General features: G+C 59.0%; 20 protein-coding genes. All 20 read left to right on the forward strand.

Annotated elements, in window-relative coordinates:
- The first annotated feature begins 1 nt into the window (after position 1).
- Positions 2–1,048: an NAD-dependent epimerase/dehydratase family protein gene (locus ACXJKE_RS14000; RefSeq protein WP_457281207.1), complete on the forward strand. Its 1,047-nt coding sequence runs from the start codon at positions 2–4 to the stop codon at positions 1,046–1,048.
- Positions 1,045–1,851: a transketolase gene (locus ACXJKE_RS14005; protein WP_457281208.1), complete on the forward strand. Its 807-nt coding sequence runs from the start codon at positions 1,045–1,047 to the stop codon at positions 1,849–1,851. The genes ACXJKE_RS14000 and ACXJKE_RS14005 overlap by 4 nt, the downstream gene beginning before the upstream one ends.
- Positions 1,848–2,771 (forward strand): transketolase family protein, encoded by a 924-nt coding sequence (locus ACXJKE_RS14010; protein ID WP_457281209.1) that lies wholly within the window; start codon positions 1,848–1,850, stop codon positions 2,769–2,771. Before ACXJKE_RS14005 ends, ACXJKE_RS14010 begins: the two co-directional genes overlap by 4 nt.
- A 9-nt stretch (positions 2,772–2,780) precedes the next feature.
- Positions 2,781–4,583 carry an ABC transporter ATP-binding protein gene (locus ACXJKE_RS14015; protein WP_457281210.1) on the forward strand — a complete coding sequence of 601 codons (1,803 nt, stop codon included), beginning with the start codon at positions 2,781–2,783 and terminating at the stop codon, positions 4,581–4,583.
- A complete protein-coding gene (gene rfbC, locus ACXJKE_RS14020) occupies positions 4,580–5,140 on the forward strand; it encodes a dTDP-4-dehydrorhamnose 3,5-epimerase (protein WP_457281211.1) in 561 nt (186 codons plus the stop codon). Before ACXJKE_RS14015 ends, rfbC begins: the two co-directional genes overlap by 4 nt.
- On the forward strand, positions 5,137–6,363 hold the full coding sequence (locus ACXJKE_RS14025; protein WP_457281212.1) for a methyltransferase domain-containing protein: 1,227 nt from the start codon (positions 5,137–5,139) through the stop codon (positions 6,361–6,363). The genes rfbC and ACXJKE_RS14025 overlap by 4 nt, the downstream gene beginning before the upstream one ends.
- Positions 6,364–6,488: 125 nt before the next feature.
- Complete coding sequence (locus ACXJKE_RS14030; RefSeq protein WP_457281213.1) at positions 6,489–7,568, forward strand: FkbM family methyltransferase; 1,080 nt, start codon at positions 6,489–6,491, stop codon at positions 7,566–7,568.
- Positions 7,565–8,392 carry an NAD-dependent epimerase/dehydratase family protein gene (locus tag ACXJKE_RS14035; protein ID WP_457281214.1) on the forward strand — a complete coding sequence of 276 codons (828 nt, stop codon included), beginning with the start codon at positions 7,565–7,567 and terminating at the stop codon, positions 8,390–8,392. The genes ACXJKE_RS14030 and ACXJKE_RS14035 overlap by 4 nt, the downstream gene beginning before the upstream one ends.
- Positions 8,389–9,216 carry a cephalosporin hydroxylase family protein gene (locus ACXJKE_RS14040; protein WP_457281215.1) on the forward strand — a complete coding sequence of 276 codons (828 nt, stop codon included), beginning with the start codon at positions 8,389–8,391 and terminating at the stop codon, positions 9,214–9,216. The genes ACXJKE_RS14035 and ACXJKE_RS14040 overlap by 4 nt, the downstream gene beginning before the upstream one ends.
- Before the next feature lie 42 nt (positions 9,217–9,258).
- On the forward strand, positions 9,259–10,476 hold the full coding sequence (locus tag ACXJKE_RS14045; RefSeq protein ID WP_457281216.1) for a TIGR00180 family glycosyltransferase: 1,218 nt from the start codon (positions 9,259–9,261) through the stop codon (positions 10,474–10,476).
- A complete protein-coding gene (locus ACXJKE_RS14050; RefSeq protein ID WP_457281217.1) occupies positions 10,473–11,426 on the forward strand; it encodes a hypothetical protein in 954 nt (317 codons plus the stop codon). The genes ACXJKE_RS14045 and ACXJKE_RS14050 overlap by 4 nt, the downstream gene beginning before the upstream one ends.
- Before the next feature lie 17 nt (positions 11,427–11,443).
- A complete protein-coding gene (locus ACXJKE_RS14055) occupies positions 11,444–12,412 on the forward strand; it encodes a Gfo/Idh/MocA family oxidoreductase (RefSeq protein WP_457281218.1) in 969 nt (322 codons plus the stop codon).
- A 4-nt stretch (positions 12,413–12,416) separates the two neighbouring features.
- Positions 12,417–12,980: a D-glycero-alpha-D-manno-heptose-1,7-bisphosphate 7-phosphatase gene (locus tag ACXJKE_RS14060; protein WP_457281219.1), complete on the forward strand. Its 564-nt coding sequence runs from the start codon at positions 12,417–12,419 to the stop codon at positions 12,978–12,980.
- Positions 12,973–13,689, forward strand: a complete 717-nt coding sequence (locus ACXJKE_RS14065) for a sugar phosphate nucleotidyltransferase (protein WP_457281220.1) — start codon at positions 12,973–12,975, stop codon at positions 13,687–13,689. The genes ACXJKE_RS14060 and ACXJKE_RS14065 overlap by 8 nt, the downstream gene beginning before the upstream one ends.
- Positions 13,686–15,074 carry a GHMP family kinase ATP-binding protein gene (locus ACXJKE_RS14070; RefSeq protein WP_457281221.1) on the forward strand — a complete coding sequence of 463 codons (1,389 nt, stop codon included), beginning with the start codon at positions 13,686–13,688 and terminating at the stop codon, positions 15,072–15,074. Before ACXJKE_RS14065 ends, ACXJKE_RS14070 begins: the two co-directional genes overlap by 4 nt.
- Positions 15,071–16,963, forward strand: coding sequence for an N-acetylneuraminate synthase family protein (locus ACXJKE_RS14075; protein ID WP_457281222.1), 1,893 nt, complete (start codon positions 15,071–15,073; stop codon positions 16,961–16,963). The genes ACXJKE_RS14070 and ACXJKE_RS14075 overlap by 4 nt, the downstream gene beginning before the upstream one ends.
- Positions 16,960–17,553: a D-sedoheptulose-7-phosphate isomerase gene (locus tag ACXJKE_RS14080; protein WP_457281223.1), complete on the forward strand. Its 594-nt coding sequence runs from the start codon at positions 16,960–16,962 to the stop codon at positions 17,551–17,553. The genes ACXJKE_RS14075 and ACXJKE_RS14080 overlap by 4 nt, the downstream gene beginning before the upstream one ends.
- A complete protein-coding gene (locus tag ACXJKE_RS14085) occupies positions 17,550–18,275 on the forward strand; it encodes an acylneuraminate cytidylyltransferase family protein (protein WP_457281224.1) in 726 nt (241 codons plus the stop codon). The genes ACXJKE_RS14080 and ACXJKE_RS14085 overlap by 4 nt, the downstream gene beginning before the upstream one ends.
- 8 nt (positions 18,276–18,283) lie before the next feature.
- Positions 18,284–19,660 carry an aspartate aminotransferase family protein gene (locus tag ACXJKE_RS14090; RefSeq protein ID WP_457281225.1) on the forward strand — a complete coding sequence of 459 codons (1,377 nt, stop codon included), beginning with the start codon at positions 18,284–18,286 and terminating at the stop codon, positions 19,658–19,660.
- The gene (locus ACXJKE_RS14095; protein ID WP_457281226.1) at positions 19,657–20,094 is read left to right on the forward strand and encodes a VOC family protein; all 438 of its coding nucleotides are present in this window, start codon (positions 19,657–19,659) and stop codon (positions 20,092–20,094) included. Before ACXJKE_RS14090 ends, ACXJKE_RS14095 begins: the two co-directional genes overlap by 4 nt.
- Position 20,095 lies beyond the last annotated feature (1 nt).

Consider the following 20,095-nt stretch of genomic DNA (forward strand, 5'->3'; position numbering starts at 1 on the left):
CATGCAAGCTGCCTTCCCTGCCGATGATCTGGATCTGGTGTTGTCTCTGACACCGGAGTTCTGGTCACGCTTTGGCGGGGCCAGGCTGTTCATGACAGGTGGCACCGGTTTCATCGGCAGCTGGCTGCTGCAGTCGCTGCAGCGGGCGAACGACACGCTCGGCAGCCGTCTTGAACTCATTGTGCTGAGCCGCGATCCCGAACGTGCACAGAAAGAGTCACCGCACATGTTCAACCGCCGCGACACCCGGCTGGTCGCGGGGGATATGCTCGACTTCACCGTACCGGCCGGCAAGCTTGACCTGATGGTTCACGCAGCCGCTGATGTCGGCGATCCGCACCGGGCGGCCGACCCGCTGGCGGTATTTGATTCGATCATGCAGGGAACGCGGCGCGCGCTCGACCTCGCCGATGCAAGCGGTGCATCGCGCTTTTTGTTGACGTCGAGCGGCGCGATTTATGGTGCCCAACCTGCTTCAATCGAACGAATGCCAGAGACCTATGCATGCGCGCCCGATCTGCTGCAACCGGATGCCGCGTACGGCAACGGAAAACGCGCGGCCGAATGGCTCGCGTGCACCTATGCCGCGCAGTTCGGGCTTGGTGCCTGCATCGCACGCATTTATGCGCTGATAGGCCCGGGCCTGCCGCTGAACGGGCCGTTCGCAGCCGGAAATTTCATCCGCGACGCGCTCGCCGGCCGACCCATAGAGGTCAGGGGCGATGGTCGGCCTCTGCGATCGTTTTTGTACATGGCGGACCTCTGCGTCTGGCTATTACGCATTCTCGGCACCGGCAAGCCGGGCCAGGCCTATAACGTGGGTTCGGAACACGCGATAACCATTGCCGGGCTTGCGCAGCATGTCGCCCGAGCCTCAGGGGCCGGCCTTGAGGTGAAGACTGAAGTACCGCCTGCCGCTGGCCCCGCACCGCGCTACCTGCCCGACACGCGCAAGGCGCGGGAGGAACTCGGCCTTGCGGAATTCACGGGGCTTGACGCGGCGCTGCGCAAGACATTCAACTGGAGTCGTTCATCGATCACATCATGAACAAATTTAACGCCACCCGCATCCGAAAAACTGTCCTTGATATGGCCTATTCGGGCGCGACCGTGCATATCGGCTGCGCATTTTCGATTGTCGAACTGCTCGCCGTGCTTTACCGGAGTCATCTTAGGTTCGATCCCGCGAATCCTGAGTCGCCCGATCGGGACTACATGGTGCTCAGCAAAGGCCATGGCGTCATGGCGCAGTACGCCTGCCTGCACGAAATCGGCTGGCTTGACGACAACGACATCAATCAATACTTCAAGGATGGCAGTCGACTCAAGGGATTGGCCGACGCACATATTCCCGGCGTCGAAGCAACGGCCGGCTCTTTGGGGCACGGGCTTTCGGTAGCAACAGGCCTGGCCATGGGTGCAAAGCTCAGCCAGACAAACCAGACCTGTTACGCAGTGGTCGGAGATGGTGAGCTCAACGAAGGCGCGATCTGGGAGGCAGCGCTGTTCGCCACGCATTTCAAGCTCGACAACCTCGTCGTGATCGTCGACAAAAACGGTTTCCAGGCAATGGGCACCACCGACGAGGTCATTGCACTCGGCAACATCGAGGAGAAATTCCGGGCCTTCGGTTTCGACGCAGTCACCATTGACGGCCATGATGAAGCCGCTATCGATGCGGCCTACCGCGACGCGCGCGCAGGCCGCAACGGAAAGCCGAAAGCAATCGTCGCGACCAGCATCAAGGGCAAGGGCGTCTCGTTCATGGAGCACAACAACATCTGGCACTACACGCGGCTGACCGCCGAGACCCACGCGGCCGCGATCGCCGAGCTCGGAGGCACAGCATGAGAAACGCATTCTCCGACGCGCTGGTCGCTGCAGCGCTGGCCGACCCCAAGGTATTGCTCCTCACAGGCGACCACGGCTATGCACTGTTCGACGCTTTCCGCAAGGCCAGGCCGAACCAATACATCAACTGCGGCATCGCTGAGCAAAATATGGTGGGCGTGGCAGCGGGTCTGGCCAAAGCCGGCTTCAAGCCCATCGTTTATGGCCTGGCGGCGTTTGTGCCGATGCGTGTGCTTGAGCAGATCAAGATCGATGTCTGCTACGAAAACCTGCCTGTGATCCTGATAGGTGACGGCGCCGGGCTCGTTTACAGCCATCTCGGCAGCAGCCACCAGTGCACCGAGGACATCGCCTGCACGCGCGCGGTACCGGCATTGACCGTGTTGTCTCCAGCTGACCGCTTTGAAATGACCGCGACCATGCAGCTTGCACTGCGGCTCGAATCGCCGGTCTATATGCGCGTCGGCAAAAGTGATCGCGGTGACGTGCACGACGGTCCAGTCAAACTGCAAGCTGGCGACATGCTACCGGTGAGTCCGAGAGGGAAACGCATCGCCCTGCTTGCAACCGGATCCATGGTGAAGACCGCACTCGAACTCATCAAGCAGGGCCTCGACGCAGAAGCCTGGAGCGTGCCGTCGATCAAACCGCTGGATCGCGAGTGCCTGCACTCGATTATCGACAGGGTCGACGCCATCGTGACCCTGGAGGAACATTCGGTCATGGGCGGGCTAGGTGCCTGCATCACCGAAGAAGTTACCGCCTACCGGCCGCTGCCGGTCTGCCGCATTGGCATCAAGGACCGCTTCTCGTCGCTCTGCGGCACCTGGGATTACCTGCTGCATGAGCATGGGCTCGACCTTCCGAGCGTGCGACAAAGCGTCGAGGCCTTTCTCGCTGGCAAACCGTCCAAACACTGAGTTATGACCTTGAAGCAGGAACTCCCACAACTGTTGCGTCGGCTCTGGCTGCATTTGAGCCTGCGCCGACGGCGCCAGTTCGCGGGTTTGCTGGCCCTGACGCTGGTCAGTGCGTTCGCCGAGGTGATGAGTTTGGGCGCCGTACTGCCTTTTCTCGCGGTCCTGACCGCACCGGAGCGGCTGTTCGCCTACCCACTCGTCACCCAGGTCGCACAGGCATGGGGCATCGCTTCAGCACAAGGATTAATCCTGCCGCTGACGATTATTTTTGCGGCAGCAGCGCTTCTGGCCGGGGCCTTGCGCATGTTGCTACTCTGGGCTGGCATGCGCCTGGGCCTGACCAGCGGTTCCGATCTCAGCACCGAACTCTATCGGCGCACCCTCTACCAGCCCTATCAGGTACATGTCTCGCGCAACAGCAGTGAGGTCATCGCCGGCATCACGCAAAAGGTCAACAGCATAGCTTTCGGGGTGCTGCAACCGGTACTTGTGCTGCTGAGCTCGGTCGTCCTGCTCGCGTCCGTTGTTGCCGTTCTTGTCGTCATCGACCCATTTGCCGCAACCGTCGCCGCGCTGGGCTTCGGCGCCAGCTACACCATCATTGCCGCCATAACCAGGCGCCGGCTCCGGCAAAACAGCGAGCTGGTGGCACGCGAGCAGACGCAGGTCGTCAAGGCGCTGCAAGAAGGCCTCGGTGGCATCCGCGATGTGCTGTTAGACAATGCGCAGCCGCTATATTGCGAGATTTACCGCAAAGCCGATCATCCGCTGCGCCGCGCCCAAAGCGACAGCCAATTCATCAATATCAGCCCGCGCTACGCGATGGAAGCGGTCGGCATGGTGCTGATCGCGGCGCTCGCTTATACGCTCAGCCAGCAAAGCGGCGGCGTTGCGGGCGCATTACCAGTCCTCGGCGCACTCGCGCTTGGCGCGCAGCGCCTGCTCCCTGCCCTGCAACAAAGTTTCGGGGCCTGGGCCACGATCGTGAGCTGCCAGGCCTCGCTCGCCGAAACGCTGGCGCTGCTCGATCAGCCGCTCCCACCCGAAGCGTTCCAGCCACCGGCCGCACCGCTGGACTTCAAAAGCCATATTCATTTTGACCAGGTGCGCTTTCGCTATTCGGACACAACGCCGTGGGTGCTTGATGGTCTCGATCTGACAATCACCAAGGGAACTCGCGTCGGTTTTGTCGGTAGCACGGGTAGCGGGAAAAGTACAACACTCGACCTCATGATGGGCTTGCTGCTGCCAACCGAGGGACAACTGCTGGTGGATGGAAAATCGGTCAGCGGCGACCATCTGCGTGCCTGGCAGCGCACCATCGCCCATGTACCGCAGAGCATCTACCTGGCCGACACCAGTCTCGCTGAAAACATCGCCTTTGGCGTGCCAAGGCAGTTGATCGATATGTCGCGTGTCCGCGAAGCCGCGCAACAGGCACAGATTGCCGAATTTATCGAAAGCCGTACCGGCGGCTACAACGCGCATGTCGGTGAACGCGGCATCCAGTTATCGGGCGGTCAACGCCAGCGCATCGGCATCGCGCGAGCCCTCTACAAGAAGGCCAGTGTGCTGATATTCGACGAAGCGACAAGTGCCCTCGATAATGCGACTGAGCAATCGGTCATGACTGCGATTGATGGGCTGGATCGCGACCTCACGATCCTTCTTATCGCACACCGCCTGACGACCGTCATGAATTGTGACGTCATCATTGAACTAGAACACGGAAAAGTCGCTGCGCAAGGCAGCTACGACGAGCTGCTGACACACAGCGCGAGCTTCCGACAACTCGCGCAGGCTTCTCCATGAGCACGATGACCATCCACAATACCACCCTGCCTGATGTGCTGGTGGTTGAAACCACGCGATTCTCGGACCTGCGGGGCGCCTTCAGCCGCCTCTTCTGCGAGCGTGAGCTTGCCGGGGTGACCGGAGAGCGCCGCATCTTGCAGATCAATCACTCGCGCACACTGTCAAAAGGTGCGATTCGCGGTTTGCATTACCAGCGCCCGCCACACGCCGAAATGAAGCTCATACGCTGCATCCGGGGCAAGGTGTGGGATGTCGCGGTCGATCTAAGGCAAGGCTCACCGACCTTTTTACACTGGCATGCCGAAGAACTTACACCTGAAAATGGCCGCATGCTGGTCGTTCCCGAGGGCTGCGCACACGGTTTTCAGGTGCTCGAAGAAAACAGCGAAATGTTGTATCTGCATACCGCCTTTTACAAACCTGAGGCCGAAGGCGGCCTTGCCTATAACGACCCAAAACTGGCTATCACTTGGCCCCTTCCCGCGACCGATGTCTCGGAAGGTGATCGTGGCCGCCAGCACATTAATCACGATTTCACAGGACTTGCCGCATGAACTGCCGCCATTGCAACACTCCCCTGCAGCATGTATTTCTCGATTTGGGGTTTGCGCCGCCCTCCAATGCATATCTGACCAAGGCGCAGCTCACGCAGCCCGAGGTGTACCTCCCGCTGAAACTGTTTGTCTGTGACCACTGCTGGCTGGTGCAAACCGAGGACTTCACGCAAGCCGACGAGCTGTTCCGCTATGACTATGCGTACTACTCGTCGACCTCGATCAGTTGGCTCGATCACGCCGCACGCTACACCACAGCGATCACCAAACGCTTCGGACTCGGTTCCGAGAGTTTCGTGATCGAAGTTGCCTCCAATGACGGTTATCTGCTTCGCAACTTTCTACCGCCCGGAATCCCCTGCCTCGGCATCGAACCCACAGAAGGTACGGCCAAAGCCGCAGAGAATCTCGGCATTCCGGTACTACGCGAGTTTTTCGGTGATGCGTTGGCCAAACGCCTGACAGCTGAGGGCAAGCAGGCCGATCTCATCATCGGTAACAACGTCTATGCGCACGTACCGGATATCAACGACTTCACACGTGGCCTCAAGTCGGTACTCAAGCCTACTGGCGTGATCACGCTCGAATTCCCGCACCTTATGCAACTGATCGAGCACAACCAGTTCGATACGGTTTACCACGAGCATTTCTCTTACCTGTCGCTGCAAAGCGTCAGCCGTATCTTCGACCAGGCCGGCCTGCGTGTGTGGGACGTTGAGGAACTCAGCACCCATGGTGGCAGCCTGCGCGTCTACGGTTGCCACCGCGAGGACACGCGCGAGAGTACCGGCGCGGTCGCGCGTATTCTCGAAGACGAACAGCGCCACGGTCTCCGTGACTTGAACACATATCTGAATTTTCAGCCGAAGGCCGACCGGGTCAAAAACAAGTTACTTACCTTTCTGATCGAGCAAAAGAACGCCGGCAAAAAGGTCGCGGCCTACGGCGCGGCTGCCAAGGGAAATACCCTGTTGAACTATGCGGGTGTCAGGCCAGACCTGCTGGCATATGTTTGCGACGCCGCTCCATCCAAGCAGGGCAAATACCTGCCTGGCAATCACATTCCAATCCTCCCACCATCGGCAATGGCCGAACACCGCCCGGACGTGGTGGTGATCCTGCCGTGGAATATCGCTGCCGAAGTCATGCAACAGCAAGCCCACGTGCGAACTTGGGGCGGCAATTTTGTGGTTGCGGTTCCCGAACTGAAAATCATGGCGTGAATTAAGCATGCTTCAACCGTTCGATCCAGTTCGCAATTCACACTGAAAATTAGTACCTTAATGCGTGCGTAGCGCGTCAACACCAATTCGGCTTTTGCCAAAATCTTTCGTCTCTGGAGAAAACAATGTCAAACGACCCTCGTGACCTAAACGGTCAAAAATTGCAACGAGCACTTTCGACGCTTGGACGCGATGCCTTGTTGCGCAGACGTCTGATTGACTGGTTGAAGGAAGCAGAAAAAACCTTCGCCTATCAAGGTTCGGTTCGCGATGACATTACGGGCCCGATTATCGATGCGCTTCACACCGAAGACGACCGATATGAAAAGACACTGCAGGATGGAACACGCTTTGAGTTTCTCTACCGAACAAAAATTGCGAGGGATTTCATGCTTTCGGAGCGGGAAAATCCTACTCATGTCTGGGAACCTCAAACGACAAGATTACTGCAACACCTGTCCGCCCACAGTGACGGCGATGTTCTGATCGGTGGCGCATATTTTGGCGATCATGCCATTTTATTGGCTCGCCAACTGCAGAAAGAAGACCGTCAGGTTCATTGTTTTGAGCCCAGTCCCGAACAATCAGGAATGCTCGCAAGAAATGTTGCGCTAAATGATCTGAACAACTTGGTCATTAATCGCAAGGGACTGTGGGATGTCAGCAGCCAGCGGCTTCGTCTTGAAGGCTTCGACTCGTTCGCCAATTCGGTCGTTGCGGACACTGCCGAAGATAGTTTTGAAACGGTACGAATTGACGACTATTGCGCCGCAATGCAACGCCGACTCGGCGTCATCATGCTCGATATTGAGGGCGCGGAGTTTCGTGCGCTGCTAGGAGCTGAAAAAACACTCCTGAATAACCACCCAAGCATCGTTTTTGAAGTTCACCGGGACTATGTGGACTGGTCAAACGGCTTACTAAATGCACCAGTTTGTAAATTGTTGAGCGCAGCGGGCTATCAGCTTTTTGCGGTGCGCGATTTCCACAATAACCACGAAGTCGGGGAGCTTTGTATCGAACTTATTCCGGCCGAGGCCGTTTACCTCGAGGGCCCACCGCATGGCTTCAACATGCTGGCCGTAGCAAATACGCAACTCATATCTGGCCCCCTTTTCAAGCAGGTAAAGAACGTGAGCCCCAAGTTACTCCGTCATAAATCACCTGAACTACATCATCCCTTGGATGGGTTTCCTGGCGAATGAAATTCACAGTGTTTGGTGGCGCCGGGTTTGTCGGCCGTCACTTGGTCACTCATCTGCGTGAGCGCGGTTACGAAGTAACCGCGCCGGTGCGCGGCGCGCTAGTCCATAGCGAGGAGAACCTCGGCCACGTGATTTATGCGATCGGCCTGACAGCCAACTTTCGCAGTCGGCCACATGACACCGTCGAAGCGCATGTTGGTTTACTCTCAACATTGCTCCAGTCGAGCCGCTTCGATTCGTGGCTATACCTCTCAAGCACTCGGGTCTACGCGGGCTTGGCGCCAACTTACAGCGCGAAAGAAGATGCGAAAATCTCGATCGCACCTTCGGCCGACAGCCTGTATGACCTCAGTAAGCTTCTCGGTGAAGCCCTGTGTCTTACGCAGGCTTCGCCGGCCGTGCGGGTGGCAAGGCTATCCAATGTCTATGGCCCTGGGCAAGGTAAAGCTACATTCCTGGCGTCGGTGATCCGTGAACTGCGCGAGACCAATAGCGTCACGATCCATGAAAGTCCGACCTCCTGCAAAGATTACGTCGACATCGACGATGTCGTACCGTTGCTCGAAAATATCGCGATTAGCGGCCGGCAGCGCCTCTACAACGTAGCTAGCGGGCAATCCGTATGTCACGCCGAACTGGCACGCGAGCTGGCGGCGCTGACGGGCGCACATATCTCCTTCGCACCAGGCGCGCCCGAGCGCATTTTCCCGACCGTCGACATAGCGGCGGTAACTACCGAGTTCCACTACCTGCCCATGAAGCTGAAAGATCGGCTCTCAGGCTTGTTGTCCACCTATCCCATCCAACACGGAGTACCACAGTGAGCGCCACACCCAACGATCCAATCGCGGCTTTCGAAGCTGAGAAATTCAGCACCATCGCCAGCTATCCCGCCAACAAATCATGGCAATCACTGTCGTCGCAATGGATGGCGGAAGCTTTCCGCGGCCGCTATATGTATAACTTTTCATGGCAGGGCCGACCCATTATCCAGACCCCGGTCGATATGGTCGCGACGCAAGAACTGATCTGGCAGGTCAAGCCGGATCTGATTATCGAAACAGGCATCGCGCATGGCGGCTCATTGCTCATGAGCGCCGCAATGCTGGCGTTGATCGATTACTGCGAAGCCGTCGAAAGCGGCTCCACGCTCGACCCGAAAGCCACATCGCGCCACGTGCTCGGACTCGACATCGATATCCGCAAGCACAATCGCGATGCAATAGAAGCACACCCGATGGCGCACCGCATCCAGATGCTCGAGGGCTCATCGACCGATGAAAAAATCATCGAACAGGTGCACGCGATCGCGAAAAAGCACCGAAAAGTCATGGTATTTCTCGATTCAAACCATACGCACGAGCACGTATTGGCAGAACTCGAAGCCTACGCACCTTTGACAAGTGCGGGCAGTTATTGCTGCGTGTTCGACACGATTGTCGAGGATCTGCCGAACGATATGTTCCCTGATCGCCCCTGGGCACATGGCAACAACCCGAAGACTGCGGTATGGGAATACCTCAAGCGACTGAAAGAACAAGGCCGGCAAGCCGTCGATGGTGGAAAGCTCGTATTTGAAATCGACAAGTCCATCGAGAACAAATTGCTTTTGACGGTGGCTCCAGACGGCTATCTCAAGCGCATCTGATGCCTTTTTTCGGAGAAATTCGTTTCCAGACGTTTGAAAACCATGGCCAATCCCACTCTCGATAGCTGGTTTGCCCACTCGCTGCGAAAAAGCGCTAACGAAGAAAACCCTTCTTTTGCCACGCTTTCACTGCTGACAGTGGTCATACCTTGCTATGCAAGACAGGATTTCTTGTTGCGGCAATGTGTTTATTGGCACGGCAGTGGTGCGAGCGTGGTGATCGTCGACGGCTCACCGCAACCACTGGATGGCATCTCGCGGCAGACGCTGGATGGCCTTAGCGATGTAATTTATCTACATGCTGCAATCAGCATGTCTGACCGTCTGAAAATGGCGGCCAAACATATCCGCACGCCGTACGCGACCTTGCTCGGGGACGACGAATTTTTTCTGTTCAGCGGACTTTGCAGCGCAATTCTTGCACTTGAACGCGACGCTTCACTGAGCGCCTGCATAGCGCAGTCGCTGGCGTTTCATACCATGCAGGACGGGACTGCCTGCAGTTACGGCCACGGTTACCCACATTGGCGTTACACGGTCCGACAGGACGAGATTGAACAGCGGCTGCAGACTGCAATGTCGGACTATACGGCCGCGACCTGCTACGCCGTCTTGCGCGCGCCAGTCTGGTGCAAATCCTGGGGGCAGCTTGAAAACTGGTCGTCACCCTATGTGAGCGAGATGCAGCAAGGAATCACTACCTATATCTGGGGAAAACTCTCGACGGTCGACGAGGTGTACTGGATGCGCTCCAGCGAAAACCGGTCTATCACGAGCACAGACTTCAATCGCGGTCTGTCGTTTCGCGACTGGTGGTCGTCTGCTCAATTTGAGACGGAGCACGAGCGGTTTTTCGCGATACTCACCCGTGAGCTCAAAAGCGCCATTACCGTTGACGACGCGCGCGCGCGTGCCGTAGTGCGCGAGGCGGTCGAGACATTTATCAGGCATCTCGATGATCTCGACCGTGATGCCAGGCAGGCGCTGACAGGTCCAGGCGCGGTATTGAATACCTTCCGCAAGAGCACCGCTGCTATCGCCAAACGGCTGCTGCCGCGCAGATGGCTGGAGTACCTCAAGTCAGCCATGTTCGGTGCTGTCCCGGCACCGACGCCCGGCAACTATGGCCAATTGCAAGATCTGCAAAAACTTACTCCTCCCGTTGAATTTCTGATTGATGACCGGTTGATCGCCGAACTGTCGGCCATGGAGAATTTGATCAGCGGTTTCTACCGGGCAAGAAAAGGGCACGCAGTATGACCCACAGCGTTCTCATCTCCGGTGCAGGCCAACTCGGCTCGCGCTACCTGCAAGGCCTTGTGAACTGCGGCAGCCCGCTTTGCATTCACGTACAAGACGTCGATCCAGCGTCGCTGGCTCGAGCGCAACAACGCTGGGACGAGGTCGCGAAAGCGAACAGGGCTCATGAGATCCAGTTGCACACCTCCCTCGTAATGGTGCCGGCAGCCATCGACGTCGCGATTGTTGCAACTACCGCACGCTGGCGACCTGAGGTGGTGCGAGAAATTGCCGCGCGAACGACGGTAGGCGCCTGGATCCTCGAAAAGGTGCTGGCACAGAGTGAGACAGGGCTCGACGAGATTGAGCATCACGTTGGCCACGCCAGAGTCTGGGTGAACACGCCGCGAAGAATGCTCGACTGGCATCAACAAATCAAAGCGCAGCTGACATCCGGCAAACCAATGCATCTGAAGGTCAGTGGAGGCGCATGGGGCCTGGCCTGCAACTCGATCCACTTTCTGGACATGTTCGCCTGGTGGACCGGTGAAACGCCCACAACATTTGATACCAGTGAACTCGCACCTGGCTGGATCGAATCCAAGCGCCCCGGCAACTGGGAGGTCATGGGCACGCTTAAAGTCGACTTCTCGGGCGGATCAACTGCGGCCCTGGAAGCCGGCGACGGAGATGTCTTCTACCGCTTTGAACTCGATGACGGCATACACCGCTGGGCGATCGACGAAGCGGCCGGCACCGCAAAACGTTCTGACGGACTCGATCTGCCGGGACGCCTGCCCTTCCAGAGCGAAGTAAGCGGCGCACTCATCGAGTCGATTCTTGTCAGCAACGATTGTGCATTGCCGACTTTGGAGCAGTCGCTCGAAATTCATCGTCCTTACATTCGAGCGCTGCTCGATCATTGGCGCGTCAACGTCGATGTCGAAGCCGACGCTGTCCCCATCACCTGAAGCCGAGGAACATAGACATGAACATCTGGTTGATCGGCGCGGGGCCGCATGCCCGCGAATACGCCAAGGTCCTGCAGCATCTGGGCCTGGACTTCGAGGTGATCGGGCGTGGCGAATCGTCCGCGCAGGCCTTTGAGGCCGCCACCGGCCACTCTGTACGACGTGGCGGCTTGGTACAAGCGCTCGCTGAGTCAGGAGCGCCTGCACGGGCGATCGTGGCAGCGAGTTTCGAGGAGCTTGCGCCGGTTGCGCTCCAATTACTGGAGGCCGGCACCCGGCGCATCCTGCTTGAAAAGCCCGGTGGCCTGAATCTGGCTGAACTCGGCGCGGTCGCGGCGGCAGCCGAGCAGCACCAGGCCAATGTGCTGATCGCTTACAGCCGGCGCTTCTACGCCGCGACCCGGCAGGCACGGAAAATGATTGAGGAAGACGGCGGCGCACTCAGTTGCAGCTTCGAATTTACCGAATGGGCTCACACGATCGTACCGATGCCCCTACCCGATTCAGTCAAGCAGTCCTGGGTCATCGCCAACTCGTCGCACGTGCCCGACCTTGCGTTCCATCTCTGCGGCTTCCCGAAGGACTGGAAAAGCTGGCGTGCTGGCGCGCTTGACTGGCATTCGGCTGCCGCGCGGTTTTGCGGCGCCGGCGTAACCGAACGCGGTGTGCTATTTAGCTATCACGCTGACTGGGAAGCTCCTGGCCGCTGGGCAGTAGAAGTGCTGACCCGCAAGCGCAGGCTTATCTTCAAACCAATGGAACAGTTACAGGTCACCCACCTGGCATCAGTCAAAGTCGAACCCGTCGTCATCGATGATGTGATCGACAAAGAGTTCAAGCCGGGATTGCATGCTGAGACCCGCGCTTTCATTGAAGGCGACGACACGCTGTTCTGCACGATCGCCGAGCAGCTTGAACACGGCGCTATCTACAGCGAGATGGCCGGTTACACAGCGACGCCCGAGACAGGCAGCAAGGCGGCCTGAAAAGATGACCTCGCAACTGATCGTTTTCGACAGGGACGGCACCCTGATAAGGCATGTGCCTTATCTCTGCGATCCGGCGCAGGTGGTCTTGTTGCCGGGCGTGCGCGAGGGCTTGACGCGGCTACGGGCCGCCGGTCACCTATTGTTTTTGCACACCAATCAGTCGGGGGTCGGTCGCGGCTATTTCCCGTTTGAGATGGCAGTTCGCTGCAACAACGAAATGCTGCGTCAGCTCGACCTCGGTCCGGCGCCGTTCGAAGAGATTTGCATCTGCCCGGAAGTGCCCGAGGTGCCCGCACTGTATCGCAAGCCATCACCCAGGTTCGGCCTCGAACTGCTCTCGAGATATTCGAAACAGGCCACCGATATCTGCTATATCGGCGACAACCTGAGCGATCTCATGACGGCCGCCAACCTCAGCTGCCGCGGCATTGGCGTAAACACCGGCGTGCACAACCTGCACCAGGAGCTCGCGGCTCGTTCGCTTGAGGCACATTTCGAGGTATGCGACAACTTCGGCGAGGCCGTTGACATGCTGTTGGCCTGGAGCAGTGAACATCATGGCTGAACCTCGCCTGCTGGTGCTCGCAGGTGGCTTCGGCACGCGCCTGCGCAGTGCCGTCTCGGACGTCCCCAAACCGCTGGCACCGGTCGCAGGCGAGCCCTATCTCGGCTACCTGGTCGACAGCTGGATCGCCCAAGGGGTACGTTCGATGACATTTCTGCTGCATCACCAATCCGAACTGATCGAAGAATTCGTTGGCGGGCTTGCGCATACCGGTCGGCTCCATGGCTGCGAAGTCGACTTCCTGGTGGAACCCGAACCGCTGGGAACGGGTGGTGCCGTGGCCTACGCAGTACGGCAACATGCCCTCGCGGGTTCCTTCCTCGTCAGCAACGCCGATACCTGGCTCGGCAGCGGTATCAGTGCGGTATTTGCGGCCGAATCGCCTTCGATGGCCGTAATTTGCGTAGAAAATACGGAACGCTATGGCAGCGTACGGACGTCGGCCAATAAAATAGCCCTTTTTGAGGAAAAGCAAAGCAGCCGCGGTAAGGGCCTGATTAATGCGGGTCTGTACCATCTCGATGCGGACCTGTTTAGGCATTGGGATGGCAAGCCCTTTTCCCTGGAGCGGGATGTCTTCCCGGATTTGGCGGCCGACAACCGGCTGACAGCTGTTTCACTGAATACCGACTTTATCGATATCGGCGTGCCGGAAGACTATTTCCGGTTTTGCCGATGGATAGCGTCAAACAAGGCGGGAACCCTGTGAGCTTCGAATTATTCTTGATTTCAGAAAATGCGTCGTTGCGCGATGCATTGACGCAACTCGAAGCCAACCACCATGGCATCGTGCTGACGACCAATGCCGAAGGCATGGCGACCGGATTGGCGACCGACGGGGACGTGCGTCGCAAGCTGCTTGAAGGCGCGCAACTCGAGGACGCCATCAAGTCCTGCGCCAACCCTGACTTCGTCTGGGCCGACAAGGCAAGTTCGCGCGAACTGCTGCTCAAACAGCTCGACCACCATATCAAAGTCATACCGCTGCTCGACGAAAACCGGCGCCTGGCCGGAATCGTAAGCCGCGACCACATGCCGCGCCAGATCGAAGAGCCTGTCTATGCGCGGGCGCGCTCGCCGGTGCGGATCAGCTTTGGCGGTGGCGGTTCAGACCTCACGCATTTCTTCGCCGGTGAAGGCGGAGCCGTGATCAACACAACGATCTCGCTCTACAGCCACGCCACTTTGCGCAAGCGCGACGACACGCGCATCGAGATCCATTCACGCGACCTCGGTGAATCGCTGCATGCCAACGACCTGCAGCACGCGCTGTCACAAAAGGGCCGTTTCGGGCTGATCCTGGCATTGATCAAGGCAGTACACCCAGACTTTGGTTTTGAGCTCTACCTGCATTCCGATTTCCCGATGAATTCCGGGCTAGGTGGCTCGGCCGTACTCGCGGCAGCCGTGCTTGGCTGCTTCAATCAGTTCCGCCAGGACCGCTGGGACTCGCACGAAATCGCGGAACTTGCATTTCAGGCCGAGCGGCTCTATCTGGGTATTGCGGGGGGCTGGCAGGACCAGTACGCGACGGTGTTTGGCGGCTTCAATTTCATGGAATTCCGGATGGACCAGAACATCGTTCATCCGCTGCGGATACCGGCCGATGTTCAGCTCGAACTCGAGGAAAGCCTGGTACTTTGCGATACCGGCTCACCACACGACTCCGGCGACATCCACCAGGACCAGCGCCAACAGATGCAGCAGGATGACATCAGGCAGAAAGTGCAGACCAATGTCGAGCTCACCTACCGCATTCGCAACCATCTGTTGCGCGGCAGGCTGCTGCAGTTCGGCCAGGCGTTGCATGAGTCGTGGCTGCTCAAACGCCAGTTCAGCAGCAAGATATCGAACGACCGGCTCGACCATATCTATGAGGATGCGCGCGCGCACGGGGCGCTTGGCGGCAAGCTGCTTGGCGCCGGCGGCGGCGGGTTCTTTCTTTTTTATGTCACACCGTTCCGTAAACACGAGCTCATTGGAAAACTCGAAAGCCTGGGCCTGAATGTGCGCCCATTCCGCTTCGAGCAGGAAGGGCTGCGCGCCTGGTCCGCGCGCGAAGGCAAGAATCAACCCCACCCGGAAAAAACATGAGCATCAGCATCGCCAATTTTGAGGTCGGAGCCGGCAGGGCATTTGTGATCGCCGAGATCGGGAACAACCACAACGGCAGCTTTGAGCGCGCCAGGCAGATGGTCGACCTGGCCGTCGAGATGGGCGCGGATTGCGCCAAGTTCCAGCTGCGTAAACTCGACGAGGTCTACCGCCAGCGCACCCTGCGCAAGGACGGCGAGGACCTCGGCACCGAATACGTGCTCGATCTGCTGCGCCGCTTCGAACTCTCAATTGAACAGCACCGCGAACTCGCAGCCTATTGCGGGAGCAAGGGCATTCTCTACCTCTGCACGCCGTGGGATCAACACAGCGTCGACGTGCTCGAGCAGTTGCACGTGCCGGCCTACAAGGTAGCCTCGGCCGATCTGACCAACCTGCCGCTGCTCGAGAAGCTCTGCGCAACCGGCAAACCGCTGATCCTGTCTACCGGCATGAGCCTGCGCGAGGAAGTCCAGGTCACCGTCGACTTCCTTAACAAGCGCAACGCTTCGTTCGTGCTGCTGCACTGCAACAGCACCTACCCGGCGCCGCTGCACGACATCCACCTGCGCTGGATGGAAAAACTCAAACTGATCCATCCACTGGTTGGTTATTCAGGCCATGAGCGAGGTATCGCCGTCACCCTGGCCGCGACCGGCCTCGGTGCCTGCGTGATCGAACGCCACTTCACGCTGGACCGCGGCATGGAAGGCCCCGACCACGCGGCCAGCCTCGAGCATGCGGAATTCAAGCGCCTGATCGAGGGTATCCGCGAGATCGAGCAGGCGCTCGGTGACGGCCGTGAGCGCCGCATCTCACAAGGCGAGATGATCAACCGCGAGAACCTCGGAAAAAGCCTGGTCGCCGCGAAAGCCCTCAAGAAGGGCTCGATCGTCCGGCCTGAGGATGTGCAGGTGCGCAGCCCTGGTCAGGGCCTGTCGCCGCAGCACTACGAAAAACTGCTGGGCCGCATCTTGCAGCACGACATGGCGGCAGAGGACTTCTTCTATCCGTCGGACCTCAAGGACGAACGGATCGAGCCGCGGCCCTACCGCTTCAAGCGCCCTTGGGGGGTGCCTGTCCGTTACCACGACTTCGGTGAATACAACTCGCGCATCAAACCCGATCTGTTCGAATTTCACCTGTCGTATTCGGACATGGAGCTCAAGCTGGACGATTTCCTGAGTGGCACTTATCCCTGTGATTTTGTGGTCCATGCGCCCGAGCTGTTCGCCAACAGCCGGCTCATGGATCTGGCCTCGCCCGACGAAGACTACCGCCGCCAGTCGATCGCTGAAACCCAGCGCGTCATCAATATCACGCGCGGCCTCAAACGCTTCTTTCCGAAGACCATCCGACCGCCGATCGTCGCGAATATCGGCGGCTTCACGATGGACGCGCCGCTGCCGCCCGACGTCATCACGGCCTATTACGAACGCTTCGCAAAAAGCCTCGGCGAACTCGACATGGAAGGCGTCGAACTGATCCCGCAGACCATGGCGCCGTTCCCCTGGCATTTCGGCGGTCAGCGCTTCCAGAACATCTTCGTCCGCATCGAGGAAATCGTCGACTGGTGCCAACGCCTGAACCTGCGCATGTGTTTCGACATCTCGCACACGCGCCTGACCTGCAACCATTTCGGCATCGACTTCTATGACTTCGCCGAAAAGATCGCGCCGATCTCGGCGCACCTGCATCTCGGCGACGCCCAGGGCCTCAACGGCGAGGGCCTGCAGATCGGCGAAGGCGACATCGACTTCACGCGACTCGGCAGAATCCTGGAAAAAGGCTGCCCGACCGCTTCGTTCATCCCCGAGATCTGGCAGGGCCACAAGAACGGCGGCGAGGGTTTCTGGATCGCGCTCGAAAAGCTGGAAGGTACCCTGTGAGCCTAGAGCAGATCAAAACACAGGTCGAAGCGTCCATCGCGGTCAAGCAAGCGCTGCTGGCTGACGGCGCGTTGCTGCAGCAGATCGAGAAACTCGCGCAGGCTTGCCTGGCCTCGCTGAAGGCCGGCGGCAAGATCATTTTTGCAGGCAACGGCGGCAGCTTTGCCGATGCACAGCATCTGTCAGCGGAGTTCACTTCGCGTTTCCTGTTCGACCGCGCGCCGCTCGCATCGGTGGTACTTGCGGCCAATAATTCGGCGATCAGCGCGATCGGCAACGACTATGGCTATGAGTTCGTGTTCGCGCGCGAGCTTGAGGCACTGGCGAAACCGGAAGATGTCTTCATTGCGATCTCGACCAGCGGCAACAGTGCCAATATCCTGATGGCCGTCCAGGCCGCCCGCGAGCGCGGCGTGAGTACATTCGCCTGGACTGGTGCGGGCGGTGGCAAGCTCAATGAAGCTTGCGAATGCCTGCGCATTCCATCGAATGAAACCGCGCGCATCCAGGAGTGCCACATTCTGGTCGGGCATATTCTGTGCGGTCTGGTCGAGGCCTGGTATTTTCCAAAGGGAGCCGAAAAGAAATGACAAAAATCGTGGCGCTGATTCCGGCGCGAGCGGGCTCCAAGGGAGTCCCCCACAAAAATATCAAACCCCTTGGCGGCCACGCGCTGCTGGCCTGGTCGATCGCCGCCTGCCTGCGGTCGGCGACCATCGACCGCGTCATCGTTTCGACCGATTCGGTCGAATACGCGGCATTGTCGCGGGAACTCGGCGCCGAAGCGCCGTTCCTGCGCCCGGAAGCGATCTCGGGCGATCGTTCGACCGACTATGACTTCATTGTCCACGCGCTCGACTGGCTGGCCGCCGAAAGCGGCGAGCCCGAATACATCGTGCATATCAGGCCAACCACGCCACTGCGCGACCCGCAGTTAATCGATGACGCAGTGAAAGCTTTCATCGCAGCGCCGCAAGCAACCGCGCTGCGATCGGTACACGAGATGTCCGAGTCGGCCTACAAGACCTTCGAGATGGCGGAGGGGGGTCAACTCAAGCGCCTTGGTGCGGACAATACCGAGCTTGACGCGGCGAACAACGCGCGCCAGCAATTTCCGAACACCTACCAGGCCAATGGCTATGTTGATGTGCTGTCGAGCGCGTTCATCCGGAAGTCGGGTCTGATGCACGGCAACCATGTGCTGCCCTTTGTCACACCATCGGTGGTCGAGGTCGACACGCTTGACGATTTCGAACACCTGGAATTCCAGATCACCCGGATGCCGGGTGTGTCACAAAAACTTTTCAACTGAAGACAATCATGGCCGCACATTCCTTTTCCCGCCTGCCCCAATCCGTTCCACCGGTCTCGACCGCCAACCGCCTGATCCAGACCGCGATCCCGACGCCGGGCACGCGCGAAGTGCTCGAACGGCTTGAGGCCTGCGAATCGCGTTCCATGCACGGCCAGTTGCCGCTGGTCTGGGATCGGGCCGAGGACTACAGCATCTACGACGCCGCCGGCAACCGCTGGATCGACTTCACCTCGACCATTTTTGTCGCAAATGTCGGACATTCAAATCCACGTGTGACCGCCGCCATGAAGGAAACACTGGACCGCCCGCTCTACGGCTGCTATGCCTATGCGAACGAGAACCGCGCGCGCTATCTTGAAAAACTGGTCGCGTTCGCCGGTGCGCCGTTCGAAAAGGCTTTCCTGCTTTCGGCCGGTACCGAAGCGACCGAAGGCGCGCTCAAGCTCATGCGCATGAACGGCCAGAAGGAAGGCAAACGACGCCGCGGCGTGATCTGCATCGAAGGCAACTGGCACGGCCGCACGATGGGCGCGCAAATGCTCAGCAGTAATCTGGCCCAGCGCGAATGGATAGGCTACCAGGATGCCGACATTCACCACATCCCGTTCCCCTATCCATGGGCCCTGGCCGGGCGCACGCCGGAAGCGTTTCTGGAAGAAAGCCTGGCCAGGCTCGAGAAGGCCGGTATCGACATTGCGCAAGACGTTTGCGGCTTCATGCTCGAAACCTTCCAGGGATGGGGCGCAGTGTTCTACCCGCCAGAATATGTGCAAGCCATCGAGCGCGTCTGCCGCAAGCACGGCATCCTGCTGACCTTTGACGAAATGCAGGCCGGCTTTGGCCGCACCGGCAAGGCCTTCGGCTTCCAGCACTACGGCGTGACGCCCGACCTGATCTGCTGCGGTAAGGGCATGGGCGGAGGCGTACCGCTGTCCGGCGTGATCGGCCGCGCCGCGATCATGGACCTGCCCGATGTCGGCAACATGAGCAGCACGCACTCAGCCAACCCCCTGGTCTGCGCCGCTGGCCTCGCCGTCATCGAGGAGATGGAAGATCGCAATCTTGTCGCCGAAACCGCGCGCAAGGGCGAGCTGCTGTTCGCCGCACTGCACAAACTGCAGGCGCGTTTTCCCGATCGCATCTCACACCTGCTGGGTCGAGGTCTGATCGCGGCGGTACTGTTCAAACACCCCAAGACCGGCGCGGCCGACGGCCCGTTCACGAGTCAGGTCGCTGAACTCTGCATGCAGAAGGGGTTGCTGGTCGTGCATACCGGGCGCGAATCGATCAAGATCGGCCCTCCACTGACGATCACCGACGAAGCCCTGCTCGAAGGTGTGGATGTGCTCGGCGAGGCTATCGCCGAGATCGCGGCCAAATGATCACGCAGATTCGCCATACTGGCCTGGTCGTCGCCGACCTCGATGCGGCGCTGCGGTTCTGGCGAGACCTGCTGGGGTTCACCGTGGCACGGCAGATGGACGAGTCCGGGCCGCACATCGACGCAATGATGGGCCTGAAAAACGTGCGCCTGACAACGTCGAAACTTACCGCACCTGAAGGCGGCATGATCGAGTTGCTTTATTTCCATTCGCACCCAGACAGGCCAGCCTGGACCGGAACACCCTATTCCACCGGCTTTACGCATGTTGCAATGACCGTGAAAGATATCGACGTCCTCTGCAAAAAACTCGCGGGTGCGGGCGTCACTTTTTTTGCACCACCACAGCATTCCCCAGACGGCAAGGTCAAGGTCACCTACTGCCGGGGGCCCGAAGGCGTATTGCTGGAACTGGTCGAAATATTGCAGGAATGAT

The sequence above is a fragment of the Polaromonas sp. P5_D5 genome, assembly GCF_054049435.1.

What these genes read in the sequence shown, in the direction of transcription:
- ACXJKE_RS14035 (WP_457281214.1), top strand. Translation starts at nt 7,565, where the DNA reads ATGAAATTCACAGTGTTTGGTGGCGCCGGGTTTGTCGGCCGTCACTTG.
- ACXJKE_RS14025 (WP_457281212.1), top strand. Translation starts at nt 5,137, where the DNA reads ATGAACTGCCGCCATTGCAACACTCCCCTGCAGCATGTATTTCTCGAT.
- ACXJKE_RS14060 (WP_457281219.1), top strand. Translation starts at nt 12,417, where the DNA reads ATGACCTCGCAACTGATCGTTTTCGACAGGGACGGCACCCTGATAAGG.
- ACXJKE_RS14010 (WP_457281209.1), top strand. Translation starts at nt 1,848, where the DNA reads ATGAGAAACGCATTCTCCGACGCGCTGGTCGCTGCAGCGCTGGCCGAC.
- ACXJKE_RS14050 (WP_457281217.1), top strand. Translation starts at nt 10,473, where the DNA reads ATGACCCACAGCGTTCTCATCTCCGGTGCAGGCCAACTCGGCTCGCGC.
- ACXJKE_RS14075 (WP_457281222.1), top strand. Translation starts at nt 15,071, where the DNA reads ATGAGCATCAGCATCGCCAATTTTGAGGTCGGAGCCGGCAGGGCATTT.
- ACXJKE_RS14095 (WP_457281226.1), top strand. Translation starts at nt 19,657, where the DNA reads ATGATCACGCAGATTCGCCATACTGGCCTGGTCGTCGCCGACCTCGAT.
- ACXJKE_RS14085 (WP_457281224.1), top strand. Translation starts at nt 17,550, where the DNA reads ATGACAAAAATCGTGGCGCTGATTCCGGCGCGAGCGGGCTCCAAGGGA.
- ACXJKE_RS14005 (WP_457281208.1), top strand. Translation starts at nt 1,045, where the DNA reads ATGAACAAATTTAACGCCACCCGCATCCGAAAAACTGTCCTTGATATG.
- ACXJKE_RS14000 (WP_457281207.1), top strand. Translation starts at nt 2, where the DNA reads ATGCAAGCTGCCTTCCCTGCCGATGATCTGGATCTGGTGTTGTCTCTG.
- ACXJKE_RS14055 (WP_457281218.1), top strand. Translation starts at nt 11,444, where the DNA reads ATGAACATCTGGTTGATCGGCGCGGGGCCGCATGCCCGCGAATACGCC.
- ACXJKE_RS14030 (WP_457281213.1), top strand. Translation starts at nt 6,489, where the DNA reads ATGTCAAACGACCCTCGTGACCTAAACGGTCAAAAATTGCAACGAGCA.
- rfbC (WP_457281211.1), top strand. Translation starts at nt 4,580, where the DNA reads ATGAGCACGATGACCATCCACAATACCACCCTGCCTGATGTGCTGGTG.
- ACXJKE_RS14045 (WP_457281216.1), top strand. Translation starts at nt 9,259, where the DNA reads ATGGCCAATCCCACTCTCGATAGCTGGTTTGCCCACTCGCTGCGAAAA.
- ACXJKE_RS14065 (WP_457281220.1), top strand. Translation starts at nt 12,973, where the DNA reads ATGGCTGAACCTCGCCTGCTGGTGCTCGCAGGTGGCTTCGGCACGCGC.
- ACXJKE_RS14090 (WP_457281225.1), top strand. Translation starts at nt 18,284, where the DNA reads ATGGCCGCACATTCCTTTTCCCGCCTGCCCCAATCCGTTCCACCGGTC.